20 protein-coding genes, 1 tRNA gene and 1 riboswitch are annotated in these 20,673 nt (G+C 53.4%); of the genes, 1 reads left to right on the forward strand and 20 read right to left on the reverse strand.

What is annotated here, in order from left to right; all coding sequences use genetic code 11:
• Positions 1-29: 29 nt before the first annotated feature.
• The 4 genes from RAC89_RS05530 to RAC89_RS05545 form a co-directional block, all read right to left on the reverse strand.
• Positions 30-530: a VOC family protein gene (locus tag RAC89_RS05530; RefSeq protein WP_306612300.1), complete on the reverse strand. Its 501-nt coding sequence runs from the start codon at positions 528-530 to the stop codon at positions 30-32.
• A gap of 99 nt (positions 531-629) precedes the next feature.
• On the reverse strand, positions 630-1,010 hold the full coding sequence (locus tag RAC89_RS05535) for a VOC family protein (protein ID WP_306612302.1): 381 nt from the start codon (positions 1,008-1,010) through the stop codon (positions 630-632).
• Between the two features lie 73 nt (positions 1,011-1,083).
• Positions 1,084-2,049 (reverse strand): helix-turn-helix transcriptional regulator, encoded by a 966-nt coding sequence (locus RAC89_RS05540; protein WP_306612303.1) that lies wholly within the window; start codon positions 2,047-2,049, stop codon positions 1,084-1,086.
• Between the two features lie 18 nt (positions 2,050-2,067).
• A complete protein-coding gene (locus RAC89_RS05545) occupies positions 2,068-3,084 on the reverse strand; it encodes an AraC family transcriptional regulator (protein ID WP_306612304.1) in 1,017 nt (338 codons plus the stop codon).
• A gap of 109 nt (positions 3,085-3,193) precedes the next feature.
• On the opposite strand from RAC89_RS05545, the gene RAC89_RS05550 reads away from it, so the two are divergent.
• The gene (locus RAC89_RS05550) at positions 3,194-3,775 is read left to right on the forward strand and encodes an NAD(P)H-dependent oxidoreductase (RefSeq protein ID WP_306612305.1); all 582 of its coding nucleotides are present in this window, start codon (positions 3,194-3,196) and stop codon (positions 3,773-3,775) included.
• Between the two features lie 57 nt (positions 3,776-3,832).
• On the opposite strand, the gene RAC89_RS05555 is transcribed toward RAC89_RS05550, so the two are convergent.
• The 16 genes from RAC89_RS05555 to nrdR form a co-directional block, all read right to left on the reverse strand.
• Positions 3,833-6,073: a diguanylate cyclase gene (locus RAC89_RS05555; RefSeq protein ID WP_306612306.1), complete on the reverse strand. Its 2,241-nt coding sequence runs from the start codon at positions 6,071-6,073 to the stop codon at positions 3,833-3,835.
• Positions 6,043-6,129: riboswitch (cyclic di-GMP riboswitch) on the reverse strand. Its footprint overlaps the gene before it by 31 nt.
• Before the next feature lie 134 nt (positions 6,130-6,263).
• Positions 6,264-7,190: an NAD(P)-dependent alcohol dehydrogenase gene (locus RAC89_RS05560; protein ID WP_306612307.1), complete on the reverse strand. Its 927-nt coding sequence runs from the start codon at positions 7,188-7,190 to the stop codon at positions 6,264-6,266.
• Between the two features lie 90 nt (positions 7,191-7,280).
• On the reverse strand, positions 7,281-9,914 hold the full coding sequence (locus RAC89_RS05565; protein ID WP_306612308.1) for a winged helix-turn-helix domain-containing protein: 2,634 nt from the start codon (positions 9,912-9,914) through the stop codon (positions 7,281-7,283).
• Between the two features lie 87 nt (positions 9,915-10,001).
• Positions 10,002-10,577, reverse strand: coding sequence for a dihydrofolate reductase family protein (locus RAC89_RS05570; RefSeq protein WP_306612309.1), 576 nt, complete (start codon positions 10,575-10,577; stop codon positions 10,002-10,004).
• Between the two features lie 90 nt (positions 10,578-10,667).
• A complete protein-coding gene (locus RAC89_RS05575) occupies positions 10,668-11,480 on the reverse strand; it encodes a helix-turn-helix domain-containing protein (protein ID WP_306612310.1) in 813 nt (270 codons plus the stop codon).
• Positions 11,481-11,637: 157 nt separating this feature from the next.
• On the reverse strand, positions 11,638-12,258 hold the full coding sequence (locus tag RAC89_RS05580) for an ABC transporter ATP-binding protein (RefSeq protein WP_306612311.1): 621 nt from the start codon (positions 12,256-12,258) through the stop codon (positions 11,638-11,640).
• Positions 12,248-13,171 carry an ABC transporter ATP-binding protein gene (locus RAC89_RS05585; protein WP_306612313.1) on the reverse strand — a complete coding sequence of 308 codons (924 nt, stop codon included), beginning with the start codon at positions 13,169-13,171 and terminating at the stop codon, positions 12,248-12,250. The genes RAC89_RS05580 and RAC89_RS05585 overlap by 11 nt, the downstream gene beginning before the upstream one ends.
• Positions 13,172-13,203: 32 nt before the next feature.
• The gene (locus RAC89_RS05590; protein ID WP_306612315.1) at positions 13,204-14,067 is read right to left on the reverse strand and encodes an ABC transporter permease; all 864 of its coding nucleotides are present in this window, start codon (positions 14,065-14,067) and stop codon (positions 13,204-13,206) included.
• Positions 14,064-15,083 (reverse strand): ABC transporter permease, encoded by a 1,020-nt coding sequence (locus tag RAC89_RS05595; RefSeq protein ID WP_306612317.1) that lies wholly within the window; start codon positions 15,081-15,083, stop codon positions 14,064-14,066. Before RAC89_RS05595 ends, RAC89_RS05590 begins: the two co-directional genes overlap by 4 nt.
• A complete protein-coding gene (locus tag RAC89_RS05600) occupies positions 15,071-16,624 on the reverse strand; it encodes an ABC transporter substrate-binding protein (protein ID WP_306616051.1) in 1,554 nt (517 codons plus the stop codon). Before RAC89_RS05600 ends, RAC89_RS05595 begins: the two co-directional genes overlap by 13 nt.
• 456 nt (positions 16,625-17,080) lie before the next feature.
• Positions 17,081-17,740 (reverse strand): formylglycine-generating enzyme family protein, encoded by a 660-nt coding sequence (locus RAC89_RS05605; RefSeq protein ID WP_306612319.1) that lies wholly within the window; start codon positions 17,738-17,740, stop codon positions 17,081-17,083.
• Between the two features lie 21 nt (positions 17,741-17,761).
• On the reverse strand, positions 17,762-18,130 hold the full coding sequence (locus RAC89_RS05610) for a DUF4180 domain-containing protein (protein ID WP_306612321.1): 369 nt from the start codon (positions 18,128-18,130) through the stop codon (positions 17,762-17,764).
• 5 nt (positions 18,131-18,135) lie between these two features.
• Positions 18,136-18,795, reverse strand: a complete 660-nt coding sequence (locus RAC89_RS05615) for a TetR/AcrR family transcriptional regulator (RefSeq protein WP_306612323.1) — start codon at positions 18,793-18,795, stop codon at positions 18,136-18,138.
• An 80-nt stretch (positions 18,796-18,875) separates the two neighbouring features.
• A complete protein-coding gene (locus RAC89_RS05620) occupies positions 18,876-19,823 on the reverse strand; it encodes an LLM class flavin-dependent oxidoreductase (RefSeq protein ID WP_306612324.1) in 948 nt (315 codons plus the stop codon).
• A gap of 159 nt (positions 19,824-19,982) precedes the next feature.
• Positions 19,983-20,055, reverse strand: a tRNA-Ala gene (locus tag RAC89_RS05625).
• A 66-nt stretch (positions 20,056-20,121) separates the two neighbouring features.
• Positions 20,122-20,595, reverse strand: coding sequence for a transcriptional regulator NrdR (gene nrdR, locus RAC89_RS05630; RefSeq protein ID WP_284641097.1), 474 nt, complete (start codon positions 20,593-20,595; stop codon positions 20,122-20,124).
• Positions 20,596-20,673: the final 78 nt, after the last annotated feature.

The raw sequence follows: 20,673 nt of genomic DNA on the forward strand, positions 1-20,673 counted from the left end.
CTGTTTTCCTCCTATCCTGTCCTGCTTTACTATCCTTCGTAAGCTCGCTGTAACGCGGCAATGTCCATCTTCTTCATCTGAAGCATCGCCCGGGTAACCCTTTGGGACTTCTCTGCATCGGGATCGCTGATCATCTTCGTCAGCTGGACAGGAACGATTTGCCAGGATACTCCATACTTGTCCTTCAGCCAGCCGCAGACCTGAGCCTTCTCATCTCCGCCATCCGAGAGCTTCTCCCAGTAATAGTCCACTTCCTCCTGTGTTTCGCAATGAACCATCAGAGACAGAGCCTCATTAAATCGGTATAGAGGTCCTCCGTTTAATGCCACATAATCCTGCCCGTCCAGCTGGAAATGGACCGTCATCACCATCCCCTCAGTCATGCCGTCGATCTCATGCCTTACCTCACCGTAACGGGTCATGCCGGTAACGGCTGAATTGCTGAAAATACTCGTGTAAAACAAGGCTGCTTCCTCCGCTTGCTTGTCAAACCAGAGACAAGGTGTAATTCTGCTCATTATCGATCCCATCAAGATCCTCCTATGCTTATCATTTTTATATATTTTACCATAGACTTCCTCCTTCCGTTTCTTCCCTATTGCTAACGTCTCCATGCCGCTGCAGCTTCATCAATTCAATCGATGCACCATTTCATACTTGTTTCCGCAAGGGTCCTCAAAGAATACAGCGTAATAGGTCGGGCTTATTGGAAACAACCCCGGCCCGCTTGTTACCGTTCCCCCGTTTAGCTTTACCAGCTCGGCAATTCGATCTACTTCTTCCCGTTCCTCCGCCCAGAATCCGATTGTATTCTCGTTAGGTTCATGTTCGGGATTTACCGTCAAGGCAAAATAAGCTACACTGGGAAGCTCTCCCTCCGAGGCAAAAACCTTCCATAGTTCGGTATGAAACGTACGGGTATACCCCAAGGCTCCTAGCAGCGCTTCATAAAAATGGTGTACCTGCTCCCAAGACGTAACCCTGACATCCATATGACTGTATTTATTCATTCCCATCCGCCTCTCTTGAATTGATATACCGATATTATAAAAAACAAACACTGACAACGACGGTCAGTGTTTCTCAGCTTTTATAATACTCAACCAGCTTTGCGGCGATATCCGCTAAGCATGCTCTTAACGGCTCAGGCTCCAGGACACGGATGGATCCGCCGAAAGAGAGCAAATAGTAAGGCGCATGGGTATATAAGTACGCTTCCTCCACTTTGAATACGGCCAGCTCCTTCTCTCGCTCCGTGAGGGAGTGCCCAAACATCCAATGCCCGCACAAATCATTCAATGCTTGAGGGCCCCCCTGGACTCGTACGGTTACCAAGCCTTCCTCCAGGTCGCCCGTATGACCTTGAAGACTTTCCAGAAGGGCATTTCGGGCAGAGAACGTACCCGGTTTGTCAAACGTGTTCCCGGTCAGTGTCATGCTTCGGATGCGGTCGACACGAAAGCACCGAACGGCTGCTCGAAGCCGGCAATACCCTACAGCGTACCACTTATCCTTCCAGTGGACGATGCCGTAAGGGTCCAGCGTGCGCGAGGTTGAAGTATTTTCATACCCTGCATCATACACAATGTCAAGACTGCATTGCGCTTCAATGGCCTGCTCCAAAAGACGCAGCTCTCCCGAAATTCTCACATTGGCGGGGGGATGAATCACCTCCAAACCGGCTTCCAGTTGACCGAGCCGCTCGGCTTGCGCATAGCTGGTATACCGTTTTATTTTACCGATAGCCCGCTCTAGGGCCTCCTCCTGCGGATAGCCGGACTCACGAATGAATTTCGCCGCATGGAGAAGCGCCTTTTGCTCCGCGGGATCAAAATACAGAGGATCCAGCTTCACATGATCAGGAATGAAGTACCCCCCGTCCCGCCCTGTTTCGGAAACAATCGGCACACCGCTCATGCATAAGGCGTCGATATAACGGTACACAGTACGAATATGAATTTCCAGCTCCTCCGCAAGCTGCTGAGCCGTCATTTTGCGGCGGGTTCTAAGCAGCATAAGAATCGCTAGCATATGATCCGCTTTTGCCATGAGATGATTTCCCCTTACTTATTGCATGTTCTCCATGAGTCGAGTGCGGTACTGCCCCGGTGTGATTCCCGTCCACTTTTTGAAGGCGCTTTGAAAAGCACTGGGCTCGGAATAATGCAGGACATAAGCAATTTCACTAACCGAATAATCAAGCTTGCGCAGATAGCCAATCGCGAGCTCCTTCCGTACACGAACGGAAATCTCATTATAGGTTGTGTCTTCTTCCTTTAACCTGTTCTGAAGGGATCGGGTGCTGAATCCAAAATGAGCCGCCGTCTGCTGCAATGTCGGGAAGAACGACGGACTGCATTGCTTCATCCACAGAACGACCTGGTCCGAGAGCTTGCCGGGCCGGATCAGCTCTTCCATCGTTTCCTGTGCAACGGAATCAAACAGCTTCAGCAGCTTGGCGTCGGAGTACATGACCGGATAGTCCAGCACCTCCTTCGACAAACGCAGCACATCTTCCTTCGCTTCAAACACCGGGATTCGGCCAAACGCCGCTTCATAAGGACCCAAATCCTCCGGCGCCTCATGCATAAACGCAATCTCTCGAAGGGGCAGCTGGCGGTTGCTTAATTTGCCGATCAGGCGATACAAGGAACAAGCCATATCCTCAATACAATGACGCGACATCCGGCCGGAGGACTGCAGGGACAGCCGGATCAGCACATCGTCCCCGCACACTTCCCACTTCAGGTTAAACCCGCTGCACAAGATAACGTTATATCGCTGGTATGCCGCCAGTGCGTCCGCTACCTTGCTCGAGTGCATCATGACATAACCGAGAATGCCCATATCGGCAAACTCCATAATTTGCCCCTGAAGCAGTCCAAAATACGGATCCTGCGTGTACTCTGCCGCCGCCAGCGTTAACCGCTCCAATTCTTGCTCGGGGATGCGCGCCTCGACATTGCGAAGAGAAGCAGGGTCAAACGAAGCATATCGGTAAAATAAATCCAGATCGTATCCTTTATGGACGATCGTCTTCATGATCGGATAGACCATCGAGACGGATACTCCTTGGCTGTTCAAGCTTTCCTCCTCCTTTGCGCGATTCAACAGCATTTGTGCGCGTCTGATCATACCTTCGTACGGGATAACGTTCTATGCTTACTATAGCATTCCGGAGGAGGAAAAACATATGAAATCGAACATTCTCATCATCATGGGACATCCTGACTCGCAAAGCTACTGTGCGGCTTTATCGGCTGCATATAAGGCGGGAGCCGCGGGGAGCCAAGCTGACGTACGTGAGATTGATCTAAGCCTAATCCGCTTTGATCCGAATCTGAAATATGGATACCGGCAAAGAACGGAGCTGGAGGAGGATTTGAAGGAGGCGCAGCAGCTCATCCGATGGGCGGATCACCTGGTATTCATTTACCCTACCTGGTGGGGATCGATGCCCGCAGTCCTGAAGGGGTTCATCGATCGAGTCTTCTTACCCGGCTTCGCCTTTAAGTACCGCGAGCATTCCCCTCTTTGGGATAAGCTGCTCTCCGGCAAATCCGCGCATCTGATCGTCACCATGGACACCCCGCCTTGGTACAACCGGTGGATCTACCGGCATGCCGGACATCAAGTGATGAAACGCAATATATTGCATTTTTGCGGCATAAAGCCGGTGCGAATTACCGAGATCGGTCCGGTCAGGCCGTCATCGGAAGAGCTGCGGACCAAGTGGCTCGACAAAGTAAGGCGGCTCGGGTCCAAACGAGCATAACGAAATAGGCAGGCGCCGCGTTGTATCGTTCTAACGAGGTACCTGCCTTTCTACGTATTATGAGTGTCGTTCCATGCTCTCGGAGGGTTCGGCAAGAACGGTACAGTTGCGTCCCGAACGTTTCGCTTCATACAAGGCTTGATCCGCCCGCTGCAGCAGCGACCTTAGCCCTTCACCCCTCACATTCTCCGCTGCGCCAAGGCTTGCAGTAATTTGAATCGGGAGCTGCTCAGGCTCGAAGCTGTGATCGGCTACAATTCGGCGCATCGCTTCCGCGACCTTCCATGCCTCCGCACCACGATGTCCCGGCAGCAGCAGAACAAACTCCTCTCCGCCGTAACGTGCCATAAGATGCTGAGGCGGAAGATGCGGGGCCACTACCAGCGGTACATTCCTCAGCACCAAATCCCCAAAGAGATGTCCGAAGCGATCGTTTACCTGCTTGAAATAATCTACATCATATAAAATAACGGAGATCGGCTCTCCATGCAGCTCGGCTCGTTCCAGCCATTGCTCGGCCAGATGGAAAAAGTGACGGCGATTATAGATGCCGGTCAGCTCATCCGTTATGGCCATCATTTCCTTTTCCCGATACAGCTGCGCATTCGTCACGGCGATGACCGCTTGGCTGCAAAAGCTTAACACCAGCTCGACTTCACTTCGCTCAAAGGCCGGCTCCTTCCTCTCGATGATGTGCAAACCAACGAGCTTCCCGTGCATTTCGAGCGGTACGGCCAGAAGGTAGCCCTGTCCATCCGTACTGCATACCATAATCGGCTGGTGGTCTTGTCTCATTTGAGCAAACCAAGCCTTAACCTCTAAGGGATCCCGTTGAGACAATCCTATGCCGTGATCGGTTTCCGCATGAGGGACTAAACGATCGGACTCCAGCATCCATGAAGCCGCGCGATCATAACGGACAAGCTTCAGCAGCTCGTAGAAGGCAAGGTCCTTCACTTGCTCGGCATCCAAAGTAGAATTCAGCTTATACATGCAGGTTCGAAGCAGCTCGGAAACCCGGCTCCTCTCCCGCTCCGCGACGTTTTCCAGCTGAAGACGGTTCGCCGTTTCCTGCGCCTGCATCAGCTCCCCGATTCGAATCAGCATGTCATTGAGCGAGGTCCCGAGCACACGGAATTCATCCTTAGCCCGGAGCTGCACCCTGGCGGTAAGGTCCCCTGCCCCGGCTCGCATAATTACTCTGATAATCTCGTGAAGCGGTTTCGTCACCCAACGGAACAAGATCATGACGAACAACCCGAACGCCGCTGTGATGGAAAGAAGAAGCACCATCGCGTACTTATAGGCCAAATCGATCAGCGGACTTTGAATGTCCGCCACGTCATCCTCTACGATGACGGTCCAATCGGCCAGAGGGATTTTGGAATACGCCAAATATTTGGACCCTTGACCGTTCGAAATCACCATACCGCCGTTCATTTCATCGGATTGATCCCGGATAACGCTTATAATCTCCTCGCTTTTTACCTTCGTTTGAATCAAGTTGTCGTTGGCGGAGTGAGCCAATATCATTCCGTCAGCATCCACGATATACAGCACTCCATGCTTGTTTATTTTGATGCCCTTCAACTGATCCGAGAAAAAAGAAGTATAAATGGAATTGCCGACGACCCCTATGACTTGGCCTGAAGGTTCCTTAACCGGCACCGCAATAACGATGATCGTTTGGCTGTTGGCCCTGGAAGCAATCGTGCCGCTAACAGCCGGTGCCCCTTTCATCGCCGCGATAAAGTAGCTGCGGTCCTTCACTATAATTTGACCTGTCTCCGGTGCTGCGTCGCTGCCGGCAATAACTACTCCCTCGGAATCGCCGAGCCAAAATTTCTCATGCAGCACCGAACCGTGATAAGCGTCCTGAAGCGCCTTCGTAGATAATGAGAGCTGCGGATTCGTCGAATCAAAAAAATGTACGCCGGATTCGCTTCTAGCGGCCAGCGTATGACGAAACAGCTGCTGGGAGGCGAGGATTTCGGTTTGCCGTATTTCTGCGGAAACCAACCCCCGAATGGCTTCTCCCATACGATAAGCATTCGCCTTCATTTCGTCGTCACTCTTGCGAAGCAGAAGCTCCGAGCTATAGAAATATGTGATGATCCCGGAAATAAGTATGGAGGCTGAAACAATGACAACGATAAGGATCGGCAATTTGATCCGCAAATTCATAGGCTTTCCCCTCACTCCATCGATGAACATGACATGCTGCGAGTTATTGGCGCCGCGTTGCGATGATTCAAACGCAATCCGATTTCTGCGGCCCGGCCGCCCTAGAGTCAGCACTCCTTAGGCCCGAAGCTTTGCGCCCCCTCCTTTCGGAAGGTTTGCCCACTCGACATTATTCGACACATTTTAGTATAAGATATTTTTAGCTATTTGTCTAAGGGACTACGGGCAAGGATTACCATACCACTTTATATGCGCAAAATAAAAACCACCGGTAACGGCAACCCAGTGGCCTTCTCTTATAAAATTACATACAATTCTCATGCTTCACCGTGATGACGACATTCCCTTTTTTATGCCCTTTTTCAACATAACGATGCGCTTCGGGAACTTGCTCCAACGAGTAGCGTCTATCGATAACCGCTTTCAGCTTCCCTTCTTCTGCGAGCCCTTTGAGGAAAAGCAGATCTTCCTTGCGTACCTTGGCAATCCCTTGGCCATCGACCGTCACATAGCTCCCGCTTGGAGCAAGTGCTTTCTTGGCAGCGGATTTCGAGAGCTTCCCTACAGCGTCGAAGATCAGATCGTAGCACCCTACTTCCAGGGTAAACTCCTCCTTCGTGTAGTCCATCACCTGATCCGCCCCTATGGCTTTGACAAATTCAAGGTTGGAGGCGCTGCACACCCCGGTAACCTCCGCGCCATAATATTTCGCCAGCTGCACCGCAGACGTGCCTACAGCTCCGGAAGCTCCATAGATTAGAACCCTCTGCCCTTGCCTTATATTCCCTTTGCGAAAAAAATGCAATGCCGTCGTAGCTCCCATAGGAACGGCAGCCGCCTCTTCATAGCTCATGTTCGCGGGCTTTAAAGCCATCACACCGTCCTCCCGCAAACATGTGTACTCCGCATGCGCTCCGAAGCCCATCCCGGTCAGGGCATAAATTTGATCCCCTTCCCGAAAGCTCCGGACCTCCTTGCCCACCGCTTCAATCTCTCCGGCCAGCTCGACGCCAAGGATGGGCTTCCTCGGTTTCCTAAGTCCCAAGACAATGCGCATAGGGAGCCACAGCGATAGCGGGCTTTGAAAGCGGCGCACACGCAAGTCACCGGCCGACACCGTCGTCGCATGAATTTTCACCAGCACTTCCTTGTCCTTGGGAATCGGCTTCTCCACCTCAGCCAGCTTCAGCACATCCGCGGAACCGTATTTTGTACATAATATCGCTCTCATGGACTTCCTCCCCCAACGGCATATTGGAATTAGCATACATGCCAATGGATGCGATTCCATAGATACTAAAGTACGGTTTTGACGAAATGCTTAAAGAAGACCAAGCTTGCGGGCAAGAGCTACCGCTTCGGTGCGCCGTTTGACCTGCAGCTTGTCGAAGATGATCCGGTTATGCCCTTTCACCGTACTCAGGGAAATGAAAAGGCGCTCGCCTATCTCGTGATTCGACAATCCTAGGGCTATGAGACGGAGCACCTCCGTTTCCCGCGCGGTAAGCGGCTCAATCAGTGAGGGCGCTTGAGGCAGATCGGAGAGGAGCCCGCTATGGATTCCCTCCGCTTTCATGGCGGACAGCAGCTTTCCGATGTACTCTTGCATGATTCCCGCAGCCGCGGCTTCCGACAAGAGACCGGCCATCGGCAGCCCTTCCTCGAGAAACAGCCGGACGAAGCCTCCCGGCTCCGCTAATGCCAAGGCATAGCTCAGCTGCTGCAAGGATCTCAGCTTTTCTCCATGGGCATGCAGCGCAAGGGCTTCGAGAATCAAGCCTTGAAGCCGTTCATCCTCCCAGCCTTTGGCTTCCACCCATTCCATGTGCGGTCCCAGCAGAGCCAGCGCTGCAGCTGTATCTCCTTGAGCCAGATGGGCCCGAGCCAGACTCACAGGAAGCTTGTGTTTCCGGGCGAGCTGCAAGGCTGCCGTGAGATTGCCCTGCCGAAGCAGCACCTGCACGCGTACGGCGGAGATGAAGGGGAATTGATGCTCATACCGATGCTGTCTTGCAAAATGCTCGGACCGGACAACGATCTCGGCAGCCTCGCTTACTTTCCCTTGAGCCAGCTTCAACCGGGCGAGAAACACCTCGCATGCCACCACCCGGTCCGAATGCTCCAGCAGCCTGGCCAGACGGGATGCCTGTTGGCTGTGCCGCTGTGCCTCCTCCAGCCGGTTCCACTCATAATGGATACGGGCTAAGCCGAGATGGGCCTCACATGCGACAGGCAGCGGCGGGTCACCCGCCAATGCCAGCACATGACGATAAGTTTCCGCCGCCATATGGTACCGGTTATCCGCTTCCTGCAGCAGGCCTATGCCGAGAGTAGCCATGACGGTAATCATGACGTGCCCGATTCTTTGACTGGCGGATAAAGCTTCGGTATAAGCCTTGATTGCCGCTGTCCGCTCCCCTAGAAGCTGATAAGCGTATCCCAGGGTCCAGGTGGTAGCGGTGCGGACGGGCAGATTGCCTTGGTGCAAATAATTCAAGGCACGACGCGACTCGGCGAGGATCGTTTCCGCCTGATGCTTGTTGACAGCCATCGTGGCTCGTATCGAGGCAATATGCCCGATGAGATCGCGGCTCTTGTCGTCATGCGGGATGCCTTGCAGCGCCTTCTCCGCAGCTTGCAGCTTCTGCTCTACGCCGGACAGCCGGCCTGACAATAGCAGAGCAGATGCATAGGTCACCCACAACGATGGCCATGCGTCCAGCTCCTCCTCGGGCAGCGATGCCAGCCAATTCAGGATAGGCGTCACCGCTCCACGAAAGAGTAAGGGCATCCCTTTGCCCTCTATTAACCGAACGGCCCGGGCCGTCTCGCCCGCTGCGGCCGCATGGTGAAACGCCTCCAGCTCGCAGCCTTGTGCTTCCAGCCATTCGCTGGCACGCACATGAAGCGGAGCGATCTCTGACATCGGCTGAAGCTTTTGCCGCAGCAGCTCTGCAAAGAGATGGTGATAGCGGTACCAGCGCTTCTCCTGATCGAGCGGGACAAGGAACAGGTTGGCCTGCTCGAGATACGCCAGGACTTCCTGCCCGGGTGGGAGGGGCTGCTCCCTCTCAGCACCGGCCATTACCGCATCGCAGAGCGGGCCGCAGAATCGGTCGAGGATCGAGGTTCGCAGCAGGAAGGTCTGTATTGCGGCAGGCTGCCGCTTCAGCACCTCTTCCACCAGATAGTCCAGTACGAAGGGGTGGGTGCTTGTGAAGGAAGCGCTGCGGCCCGATATGCCCGAATCGCCCTTCATGGATAGCGCAGCTAACTGCAGGCCGGCAGCCCAGCCTTCCGTACGGGAATCAAGATGCGCCATTTCGTCGTTCGACAAGCTGAGGCCCATGACCTCTCCAAGAAACTCAACTGTTTCGGGGAAGTCGAACCGCAAGTCTGCAGCGCGTAATTCCGTAAGCTGGTCGCGGGCACGCAGCCGTCCCAAGGGAATCGAGGGGTCCTTGCGGGTTGCTATGACCAGATGCATCTGCGGCGGCATGCGGTCAAGCAGGAAGGTAATCGCCTTATCGACGGGACCTGCATCCAACACGTGGTAATCGTCAAGCACGAGGTGAAACGGGTAAGGAACGGATGTTATATCATTAAGCAGTGTAGTTAGAATGAATTCCGAAGGCGGCGGCTGGGGAGAGGCAAGCAAAGCAAATACGCCTTCTCCGATACTCCTGTCCATCGTCTGCAGGGCAGCCGTCAGATAGGTGAGAAAGCGTGCAGGATCGTGGTCGCCCTCGTCCAAGGAAAGCCATACGGCCGTTCTTCCGCAGCCGGCGAGCCATTCGGCGACAAGCGTCGTTTTGCCATAACCCGCAGGTGCGGACACGATGGTCAGCTTGCGGTGCATCCCCTCATTCAGCCGCTCCAATAGGCGAGTCCGCCGAACAACCTTAGGCCGCGACGGGGGCATGTATAATTTGGTGGATAGGATGTTCATCGACATGACTTCATTATAAGTACGGCCTTTCTCTATCGTCAACAGCCACAGAGCCTACTATACCGGGTTTATGGATCTATCGCAGCTTTTGCTTTACCGCTGAACCGTATAATGAAGCACGACGTTACCGGATGCGAACGTGATCGCCTTTTCCAGCGTAAGCCCGGTCTGTTTCACATCCTGGAACAATGGCTTTCCTCCGCCGGAAATGACAGGGGTGACGATAAAAATATATTCGTCGATCAAATCTTCCCGAGCTAGCTGCTGTAAAATGGATCCGCTGCCCAGCAGGAGAATATCGGAATCGGCCTCCAGTTTCAGCTGATGTACGGTCTCCAGCAATCGGTCGGGATAAATCCGGGTATGATCCCATTTCGAAGCTGTCATCGTTCTGGAGAAAACAATCTTGGTCATGTCATTTAACTCCTCTGCGATCTCCTTCAACTGCCGGGGCGCATAAGGATCGTTCAAAACAGGAACCCAATACTGTTCAAATCCGCGGTAAGTCGTCCCTCCCAAAATCAGCGTATTCATTTTGCCGCCGATCGAATGTACTGCCTTGTCCACCTCCGGGTCATGGATAAACCAGTCCATACCGAAGCTCGCTTCGTTCGGGCTGGCAAAGTAACCGTCAATCGATATCCGGTTCAGCACTTTAATCTTCTTCATTTGCTCGTCACTCCTCAGGGGGTAATCGGTTATGGGAACAACTTCATCATACCCCAAGGATGACTGAAAAAATTGGACAAAACCGTCCTTCTACAGATAAGAAGACCCGGCTAAATCACTGTGAAATTCACTGACCTTCATCGCGATATGCTTCGGACTTACCCAAGAGAACAATTTCATATCGCGGATAAAATGAGACTGGTCGTAATAGTTCAGCGAATAGGCCACATCGGACAACCGTTCATACGCACCGGAATGCATCCGCTTCAGCGCTTCATTGATCCTCCTTACCCGAATGAATAAATTCGGCGGCATCCCTACGACCCGGGCGAACCGTTTCTGGAATTGCCGTTCCGACAGATGAAAGGAGGCTACCAGCTCTTTCACGGAAATCGTTGCGATATGATCACGTATGTAATCAAGCGTCGATTCGATGAGCTCGTCCCGAGCATGCGTCTGTTCCTTCCTCGCCGTAAGAAAGCGGCCCAGCAATTCGACTCGTTCGTCCGTTGAGCCCGCTTGCCGAAGCTCTTCCTCAAGTCCCTCAGCTCCGAATTGATGGGTCTCCAAAAAGCCTTGATTATGAAGCGAAGCGTCCCAGCCGAACAAGCTGTACAAAGCATGGGGCTTGAAGACGATCTGAATCGTGGTGTAAGGCTTGCCGTGAAAGCGCATGATGCTTGGCTCCGACCCTTGGCCATGAAGAAACAGGAACGGGATCGCAGTCGTTTTCGCGGAGCGGATGGCGATGCTCTCGATGGCAGAGGTACGGTCGGCAGCAAGCTGAAATACGATCCCCGGGTACCCGCTCGGGCATACCTTGACATCAAGCGGCTGATGTCCCGTGTGCGTTGCGATTCGCAGACATTCGATATCCCTGCTTATAGCCTGCGGTGGCTGCATGACGCTAAAGCTGATAGTAGTCATCTTCGTCGCCGGCGGCTCTCGTCAGAGCCAGGGGCCATGACGGCCGGACCGGCCGGCTCCCTTCTATATCCGTTTGTCATAACCCATTCGGCAGCCACTCTAGGAACTCCTCCCGCTATATGAAAAGGACCCGTTATTGCGGTTCCATCGTTCCCGCTGCCGGAAACTCTATGATCCGATGACAGACGCGCCGCAGCAAGTGCCGTTCGTGACTGATGACAAGCATCCCCATGTTGCGCGTCCGAGCCGCCTCGAGTAGGGCATGCCACAGCTGCGCTTGCGTGACGGCATCCAGCATCGTACTCATTTCATCGGCGATCAGAAATTGAGTCTGCGGACTAAGCGCCCTTGCGATGCAAATGCGCTGCAGCTCACCTCCCGACAGCTCGTTAGGCCAACGATCCAGCCAGGCAGGCTCAATGCCGAGCCGCTGAAGAAGGTCTTGCTCCGGCGCCCAGCCTTCATTTAGCGTTCGCCGCAGCTTCCATCTTGGATTGACTGCCTTCTCCGGATGCTGAAAGATCATTTGAACGGGATGGTATCCCTTCTCGGGAAGAGGGTTTCCGTCTAGTGTTACATTGCCTTGGAGCGGTTTGGCATAGCCTGCCAGCAAGCGGCCCAACGTCGATTTTCCGCAGCCGCTGGGACCGACCAAACCGACTCTTTCCCCGGATTCGATCCGAATATCCACATGATTAAAAAGCCAAGGCCGGTTCGCATAGCCATAGCCCAGCTTATTCCCTTCAAGAAGCATGAATGCACCTCACGAGTCCGCCTCTAACCTCTCTCATTGCCGGTACAGCCCCGAGGCATTCACGGGTAGCGGCGGAACATCTCGGCGCGAATACACAGCCTTCCGGCAAAGCATCTGCAGACGGCTGCGATCCGGGCAGAGGGGTGAAATCATTTTGCGGCAATGAGCGCCATAATGCTTGGGTGTAAGGATGTCGCAATCGTTCCCCCGATCCGCTGAAATCCTCCGCAGGACACTGTTCGACCACACGGCCCGCATACATAACCGCGACCCGGTCGGATACCGTCAGCGCCGATTCGATATCATGGGAAATCAGCATGACGGCGCAGCCTTGATCGGCCAGCTCCCGAAGGCAGCCAAGCGCTTCCCCGACAATTGCGGGGTCCAGCCCCGGGGTCGGCTCATCAGCAATGATGAGCTTAGCGCCGCTTAGGACCGCTGTAGATACAAGAACTCTTCTTGCCATGCCTCCCGACAGCTGAAACGGAAAATAGTTCTCCGCCTCCCGCTTCAGCCGGTACCGGTCGAAGACCTCTCTCTGCTTCGAGACGGGGTCACCCGCTTTGACCGATTGCCTGACCTGACGTCCTACACGCATCAGCGGATCCAGGTAAGAAACCGATTGTGGCACTAGGGAAATTTGGTTCCCTCTTAGCTTCGCCTGTCTTTCGGGAGTAAGCGGCTGCTGCCCGAACCGAATCGTTCCCGTAGAGCTTGCATTCCCCGGCAAAATCCCCAAGACGGCGTGGGCAAGCAGACTTTTGCCTGAACCGCTGGAGCCGAACACCGTTACAATTTCACCGGCATGGATCGACAGCCGAAGCTCATGCAGCACCTGAATCGTGCTTTGGCGCATGCCTTTCGTATATTGGGTAAAACGAACGGATAAATCCTCTATCTCCAATAGAGCCATATGATTCTCCTCCGAACCTGGAACTCGCCGGATCAGTCATGAGAATGATGCGGGTCGGTTAGTAATCGACACTGCTCTCCTAGCTGAGCAATGCTTCGAACAACAAGAAAGAGACACAGACCGGGAAACACGGCTAACCACCATAAACCGGCGGAAAGATAACGCATGGATTCCGATAAAATCACTCCGATCGCGGGCTCGTGCGGAGAAAGTCCAAGCCCTACGAAGGTTACCGCCGCTTCGTGCAAAATCGCGTGGGGAATCACCAGCACCAGCCCGGTAAGCAGCTGCGGCAGCAGGTGGGGAAGCAGGTGGCGGCTCCCGATCCAATAGGCGCTTTTTCCCATTCGTTTGGATATTAGCACGTACTCGGAGGAACGAAGCCGCAAGACCTCCGCCCGGATCACCCGCGTCAGCGCTGGCCAGTGGGTTAGCGCTACTCCGGCGATGACGCCCTTGGCCCCGCCCCCAAGAACGAAGGCGATGAGAATGAGCGCAACCAGATGAGGTACGCTCAAGAATAAATCGATAAGCCAAGTAATGACCCGGTCTACCCCTTTTCCGAAGACTGCTGCAGAGAGACCGAGTACCGTTGCAAGAATGACACTGATCCCGCCTGCGATGAATCCGACCTGCAGACTAAGCTGCAGCCCTTTCCACGTTCGGGTCAGCATATCTCGTCCCAGCCAATCCGTTCCGAAGAGATGCTCCGGAGAGGGCGGCACATTCCGCAGCTCCAGCTGAGATTGCAATCCCCCCTCCGGCAAAAAAACGGAACCAAGCCAAATGAACAGTAGAAATGCCAAAGCGCTTCCTGCCGAGAGGAGGGCGCGCTGACGGCCGTGCAGCTTAGGGAGCCTGAAAGCTGACTTCCAAGGCTTAGCCAAAGTTCTCATGCCGCTTGCCCCTCCTTCACTCTGGGATCGATAAAGCGATAAGCCGCCTCCGCCAGCAGATTGCCACAGAAGACGAACAGCGTGCTGAACAGAACGATGCCGAGCAGCAGAGGTACATCCCCGCGGAGCCCTGCTTCCACGGTGGCTTGACCTAAGCCGGGATAAGCAAATACCTGCTCGGCAAGCACCGCTCCGCCGAACAGCTCGCTAAAGGCAGTAAATTGCAGGGTAACGGCGGGCAGAGCTACATTGCGCAGTCCATGCCGCCAAAACAATGCAAAACCTTGCTCCCCTCTTGCTCTTGCAAACAAGATATAATCGCTGTCCAGCACCTCAACCAGCTTTTGACGCGTGTGCAGCGTAATGGAAGCTGTTCCTGCGGCGCTCAGAGTGAGTGCGGGCAAGGCCATATGCTCCATCCGGTCCGCAAGGGTTACTTGCTCCGCAAGCACACCGGCAGGGACGCCTAAGCCTACGGGAAACCAACCGAGCCAGACGGCAAAGATCATCAAGAACAACAGCCCCAGCCAAAAGGCGGGAGTTGCCGAAAGCGAATAGCAATACCATTGAATGAGCTTGTCGATCCACGTATTTCTCTTCATCGCTGCGATTACCCCCAAGGCAAACCCAAGAAGGCCCGAAAGCAGCCAAGCGGCCCCCATCAGAAAGACGGAGCTGACGAACCTCTCATGAATGACCTCCGTCACGGGCAGGCGATAGATCATGGAGGTGCCGAGCTCACCGCGCATGACGGAACCGAGCCACAAGGTGAAGCGTTCTACAGGCGGCTTGTTAAGCCCCCAATACTCGGCAATGGCCTCCCGCTGCTCGGGGCTAACCCTCATCAGGTCGGCGCCAACGTAGGCCTGCACCGGATCCATAGGGGAGTACTCTGCAAGCGCAAAGGAGATACTGCTTACCGCCAGGAGTAGCAGTATCAACCTGGCCCCTTTACGCAGCAGGAAAAAGGTTAGTCTCTTCGCGAACGAAGCCGAGGTTCTCATCACTCGGTCCATTGCCATTCCTCAATGTTATCCGTAACCGGCCAGCCATGACCGTGAGGATGAATCTTTTGCCTGCCGATGTCCAGACCCTCCTTAACAAGGTACAAATGATCCAGGTTTACAAGCCAAGCCCATGGCGCGTCGCCTTGGGCGCTTAAACCGGTTTGGCCGTCCCATTGCGCCTTTCTCCAATATTCCGCCGCTTCCTTCTCGTCCGTTGCTCTCAAGGCTTTCTCCATATAAGCCTCCACCGCCGGATTACTGTAAAAGCCAGGGTTATAGTACTCCACGCCGCCGAACCTGCTGCTGTATACGTTGTACATCTCCAGCGGATCATGGCTTCCCCAGCCTAACAATACGGGATGGGCATGCATCTGCTTTCGAATCTCATCCCAGCTCTTCCCTTCCGCCTTGACCGCAATTCCGAGCGGCTTCAGCATATCCGCAGCAGCAATCGCCAGAGACTGTCTATTGACATCGCCCGCAGGGTATAGGAGCGTAAGCTCGGCTTTGCGCGAATTTTTCTCAAGAATGCCATCCCCATCGGTGTCCTTCCAGCCGTCATCCGTCAGAAGCTTTCTGGCGCCGGCCATGTCGCCATCCTTGATGGCGGCGTCCGGGTTCGACCAAGGGAGGCCGTCATTGATCGTATAAGCAGGTGTACCGTGACCCTCAAGCACCCCATTCACCAGCGCTTTTCGATCGAGCGCCAGGTTGATGGCTTTTCGAACGGACGCTTCGGAGGTTACATCGTTCCCGACCGGGTAGCCTTCCTTCGTCTTGCTCCCTGCTTTCACGTAGGGAAACATGATGCCCCGATTATCCACCGACTTCACGGCTTCCAGCCTCATGCCCGCAACAGTCATCTTGCTGAAGCTTGCCGGAATGGCAGCTACATCGACCTTCCCCGCCTTCGCCGCGGCCAAAGCAGCATCCTCATTCAGGAAAAGAAACGTGATTTTCTTAAAGACCGATGGTTTCCCGTAATATTCAGGATTCGGTTCGACAATCACCTGCTGCCCCTTATCCCACTGCACGAGCCGGAACGGACCGGAGCCGATAGGATGGGATGCATAATCCTTCCCGTGGGCATGCTTCGGAACAATCCCCGTCGACACGAGATATTGGATAAACGTTGACTGCGGCTCTTTGAGCTTGAACCGGACGACATGCTCTTCCGGTGCTTCCACATCGCTCAAGATACTAAGGTCGATAGCAGAACCGCTCTTAGCAGCCGTTAGAAACGTATATTGGACATCGGCAGCGGATAACGGCTTCCCGTCGGAGAACTTGACATCCTTGCGAAGCGATACGGTCCAAACCCTGCCGTCACCGCTTACCTCATAAGAGGTAGCAAGATCATTTGTAATGTTCATCGCATGATCCCTTTTCAGTAAGGTGCTTTGGAACAAAGGCGAGCCATATCTTCCCCAGCCTGTCGTCGGGTCGAAGCCGTGCTCCGGCTCACCGCCTACGGCGAGCAGAAGCTCTTGTTTATTGCCCGCAGCCGTTTCCTTCTGCTTCCCCGAGCATCCTGCCGCAAGGATCAGCATGATTAGAATCAAGATCCCATAGTTTCTTATGATACTTTTCAAGCTCTCTCACTCCCGATTCTCATCTATGACCGTGTTCGGGCTGAATCTTTATGTAGGCTTAATCAATCGTAACACGAAACGAATAAATCGTAACACAAACTAATGTGCTTGTCATCAGTAAGGTACCAAAGAAAAAACCGTCCTGTTCAGGACGGTCCTTAAACTAGTACATTTCTGCAAAAAGGCAGATTTTTCCACCCTTTTCCTCAAAGCGAAGAGGATTTCTGCGTATATACAGCATTCCGAGGCCATTTGCCACACTATCAGCCATTGTGCGATTTTAAAGATGCTCATTCTCACAAATTCCGTTCTGAACTACGATTGGGATCGTGGATTTCTGCACTTTAGCAGCTTTGCTACCCTTGTTGGACACGATGGCGGTCTTCTTGCAGAAGAGGGTACCCCATCGTTCCCTTAGCAGGATCTCGCAAGACGAAACCCAAGATCATCGATCCGAAACGTCGGATGGCTTCGACGGCGGCAGGTGGCACCGCATCCCCTTGCCTCTTCCGCCCAGCTCCCGCCGCGAAAAATTCGGTAAGACCCGTATACCTTGGGATCATATACATCCCAGCACCACTCCCACACATTTCCCAGCATATCGTAGAGTCCCCACGCATTCGGCTGCTTCTGCCCCACATGATGTACCCTGCCTTCGGCATTCTCAAGATACCAGGCTATTGTCTTGAGCTCGCCGTAACGATAACCGCCAGTTCCGGCTTTACACGCATACTGCCATTCCGCTTCTGTTGGAAGCCGGTAACTGCGGGCCTCCCTGTTCCAGTCGACACGTTCTCCGTCCTCGCTTACCGAGTAGCATTCCTGCAGGCCGGCTTGCCGGGAAAGCAAATTACAAAAGGCAACAGCATCATGCCATGAGACGTCCACTACCGGAGATTGTGGCTCGTAGTGAGCTTCGACTGCCCTGGGTATGATCGCATCATACAATCCCCTCGTAACAGGAACTTGCCCTAATAAAAAAGAATCCACCCGCGTCGTCCAATTGCGCTTGATTCGGTCATCCCTTAATTCAACTTCACCCGCCGGAATCGGCACCATGGGGATCTCAAGCATCGACATCCTCCCGTTCGCCAACTAGCTCACCCTGCTCAACCGGTCAATGGCATGTTGTACGTCTGGCAGAAAGAAAAGATCGGCTCCGTTATTGCTCTCATAGATGAAGTCTTTGAGACTTTTACTAGAATACGTAGAAAAATCACCCACGATAGCAAGCTTCATCCGGTAATTGATAAATTTCTGTACCACTTCCCCTGCAAGGCGCGTACTCAGATCGAAAAAGCTTTCGCTCAGCAGCGATTTGTGCAGAATCATCCGATCGCTGTCGGTTTCATAACGCACGGTTGCCAAAAGATCCAAAGCTGACTGTGCATCCTCGACGGCGACCTCGCTGCCGCTCACAACGGCAATGGGCACCCCGTTAGCCACTACTTTTGTAATGTTCATTTCAACTAGCCCCCTGTCATCTTCCTAATATAATCCTCACCGACGTATCGGTTATCCTCGCCATGAACGGGCGGAATGTTCGCGACTCTAAAGAAGCTGAGTCCGACTACCATGGCAAGCAGCCCGTATGCAGCGCTTTGGGGATCTTCCACATTCATGCGCCCCGTCCTGTTGCCATAATCGAAAATTTTGGCGATGCCGTGGAGATCCGTCGTGTAACTGGCGGACACGACCTCCTGCAGCCTGCGGTCCAATACAGCCTTGGAGAACAACTGAAGAAAGAGTCTCGCCTGATCCTCGATCGGGATAAACATGGCTTCTATCCCGTCCAGCGGCGACACATTTAGCTTCATCTCGTTGCTTTTATCGTCATCATATGGGGGCAGGATATGCTTCATCGTAATATCGATCATTTTATCCGCCGGCATGGAGCTGTCGATTTCGGATTGTATCTTCAGACCGTAATAAGCCATGAAGGACCGGAAGGCTTCCACGATCAGCTGATCCTTATTTTTAAAATAGTAAATAATTACTCCCTTAGAGCATTTCGCATACTCGGCAACCTTATCTAAGGTCATCCCGTCCATCCCGTGAACGCTAATGCAGGTTAATGCCGCATTAATGACATCCGCTCGGCGCTTCGGTTCCATCCCTACCTTGGGCATACGTTCACCTGATTCCTATTTTATTTATACTGAACAGTCAGAATAAATTAATTGTATGTACCACTTGCCCTTTTGTCAAATTAAAAAGTGCATTGAGCAAGCAGTTCATAGGAACGCAGTCTTTCGGCGTAATCAGGGATCATACTTACAAGCATGAATTCATCAACTCCATATAAATCCGACAGCTCCTGTAATCGAGCTTGAACGGATGAAGCTGTTCCCACAAGAAGTTTGCGTTCTGAATACGGCATCGATTGTCCGGCCTGCACCTCTTCGCGGAACATGGAACCGCCGGAGAGCGCCAGTCTCCTTGCCTCTTCGTCGGTTGCCGCACATACAACACCTATGGTAATCATCGTTTTTGGCTTCGGGGATAGGGGCGAAGGAACAAACGATTCCCGGTAAGCGCGCAGCACCTCCCCGGGGTCCGTTTCGCTCATAAATTGGCCGAATACGTAACCCATTCCGAATGCCGCCGCATATTCCGCGCTTTTCTTGTTGGTTCCGAGAAGCCATACCTCCGGTTGAACAGAAGGATTCGGACGGGCGCCGACCGGTTCTCCCTGATAGGTGTAGCTGCCTTGCAGCAGCCTGGCGATATCCTTTAATTTATCCGGCATTTGCCCTACATTTTCCAAAAAATTGCCGCTAAGCGCCATACTGGCATGAGCATTTCCACCGGGTGCCCGGCCTATGCCCAGATCGATCCGACCGGGGTACAGGGCAGCCAGCAAACGAAAAGATTCCGCTACTTTGAGCGGCTTATAGTGCGGCAGTAACACCGCGCCTGAACCGATACGAATCCGCTTCGTTCGGGCTCCGATATGAGCTAAAAGCACTTCCGGCGACGGGCAAGCCAATTGCGGCATATCATGGTGCTCGGCCACCCAATAACGGGAATACCCCAGCCGCTCAGCCGTCTGTGCAAGCTCCGCCGCCCGTTCTAAGGCGTAAGTGTCATTCCTGCTGCCGAATACGGGGACCAGGTCCAGCACGCCAAGTTTTAGAAATTTTCCTTTTTCACTCATTTCATTCCCGATGACCGGTTCCCTCCTAATGCTCGTCCGATTTGTATTCATTTATCTGCGAAAAGCGGTATTACCAGTATAGCTCAGATAAACACTTTCCTTGCCTTTTCAAAATAAAAAAACCGACCCTCGTTGGATCGGTTAACTTTTGTTTATGTATGGAGCCTAGGGGGATCGAACCCCTGACCTCATCGCTGCCAGCGATGCGCTCTCCCAGCTGAGCTAAGGCCCCGTGTGGCGACAAAATGTATATTACCACGGAGCATCATTGCTTGTCAACACTTGATTTTACATGCTGTTATCCCTGTCCGCCGACTTGGTGCTTCAGCAAAATATCATTCAATTCCTTCATGAACATATTAATGTCCTTGAATTGACGGTACACCGAGGCAAAACGGATATAGGCAACCTCATCCACCGGGTACAGCTGCTCCATTACGATCTCGCCGATCTGGCGGCTGTCCACCTCGGCGTGCGCCGTATTGCGGATCTGTTTCTCCACCTCGGATACGATCTTGTCCAGCTGCTCTACCGACACAGGGCGCTTCTCGCACGCGCGGATTAATCCTCGCATCATTTTCTCCCGGCTGAATTCCTCTCGGCTTCCGTCTTTCTTAATGACGATAAGAGGCGTTTCCTCCACCATCTCGAAGGTCGTGAAACGCTTCTGGCATCGTTCACATTCTCTCCGGCGACGGATCGATTTATTCTCGTTGGCTGCGCGGGAATCAAGCACCTTGGTTCCACTATAGTCACAATAAGGGCATTTCATGAGCGGGATACATCCTTTCAGTATTACCATACACTACCTGTTATGAACGCCAAGGAAACGAGCATAATAGGATTACCA

It is taken from the genome of Paenibacillus sp. GD4 (assembly GCF_030846225.1).
GTDB classification, from domain to species: Bacteria; Bacillota; Bacilli; order Paenibacillales; family NBRC-103111; genus Paenibacillus_G; species Paenibacillus_G silviterrae.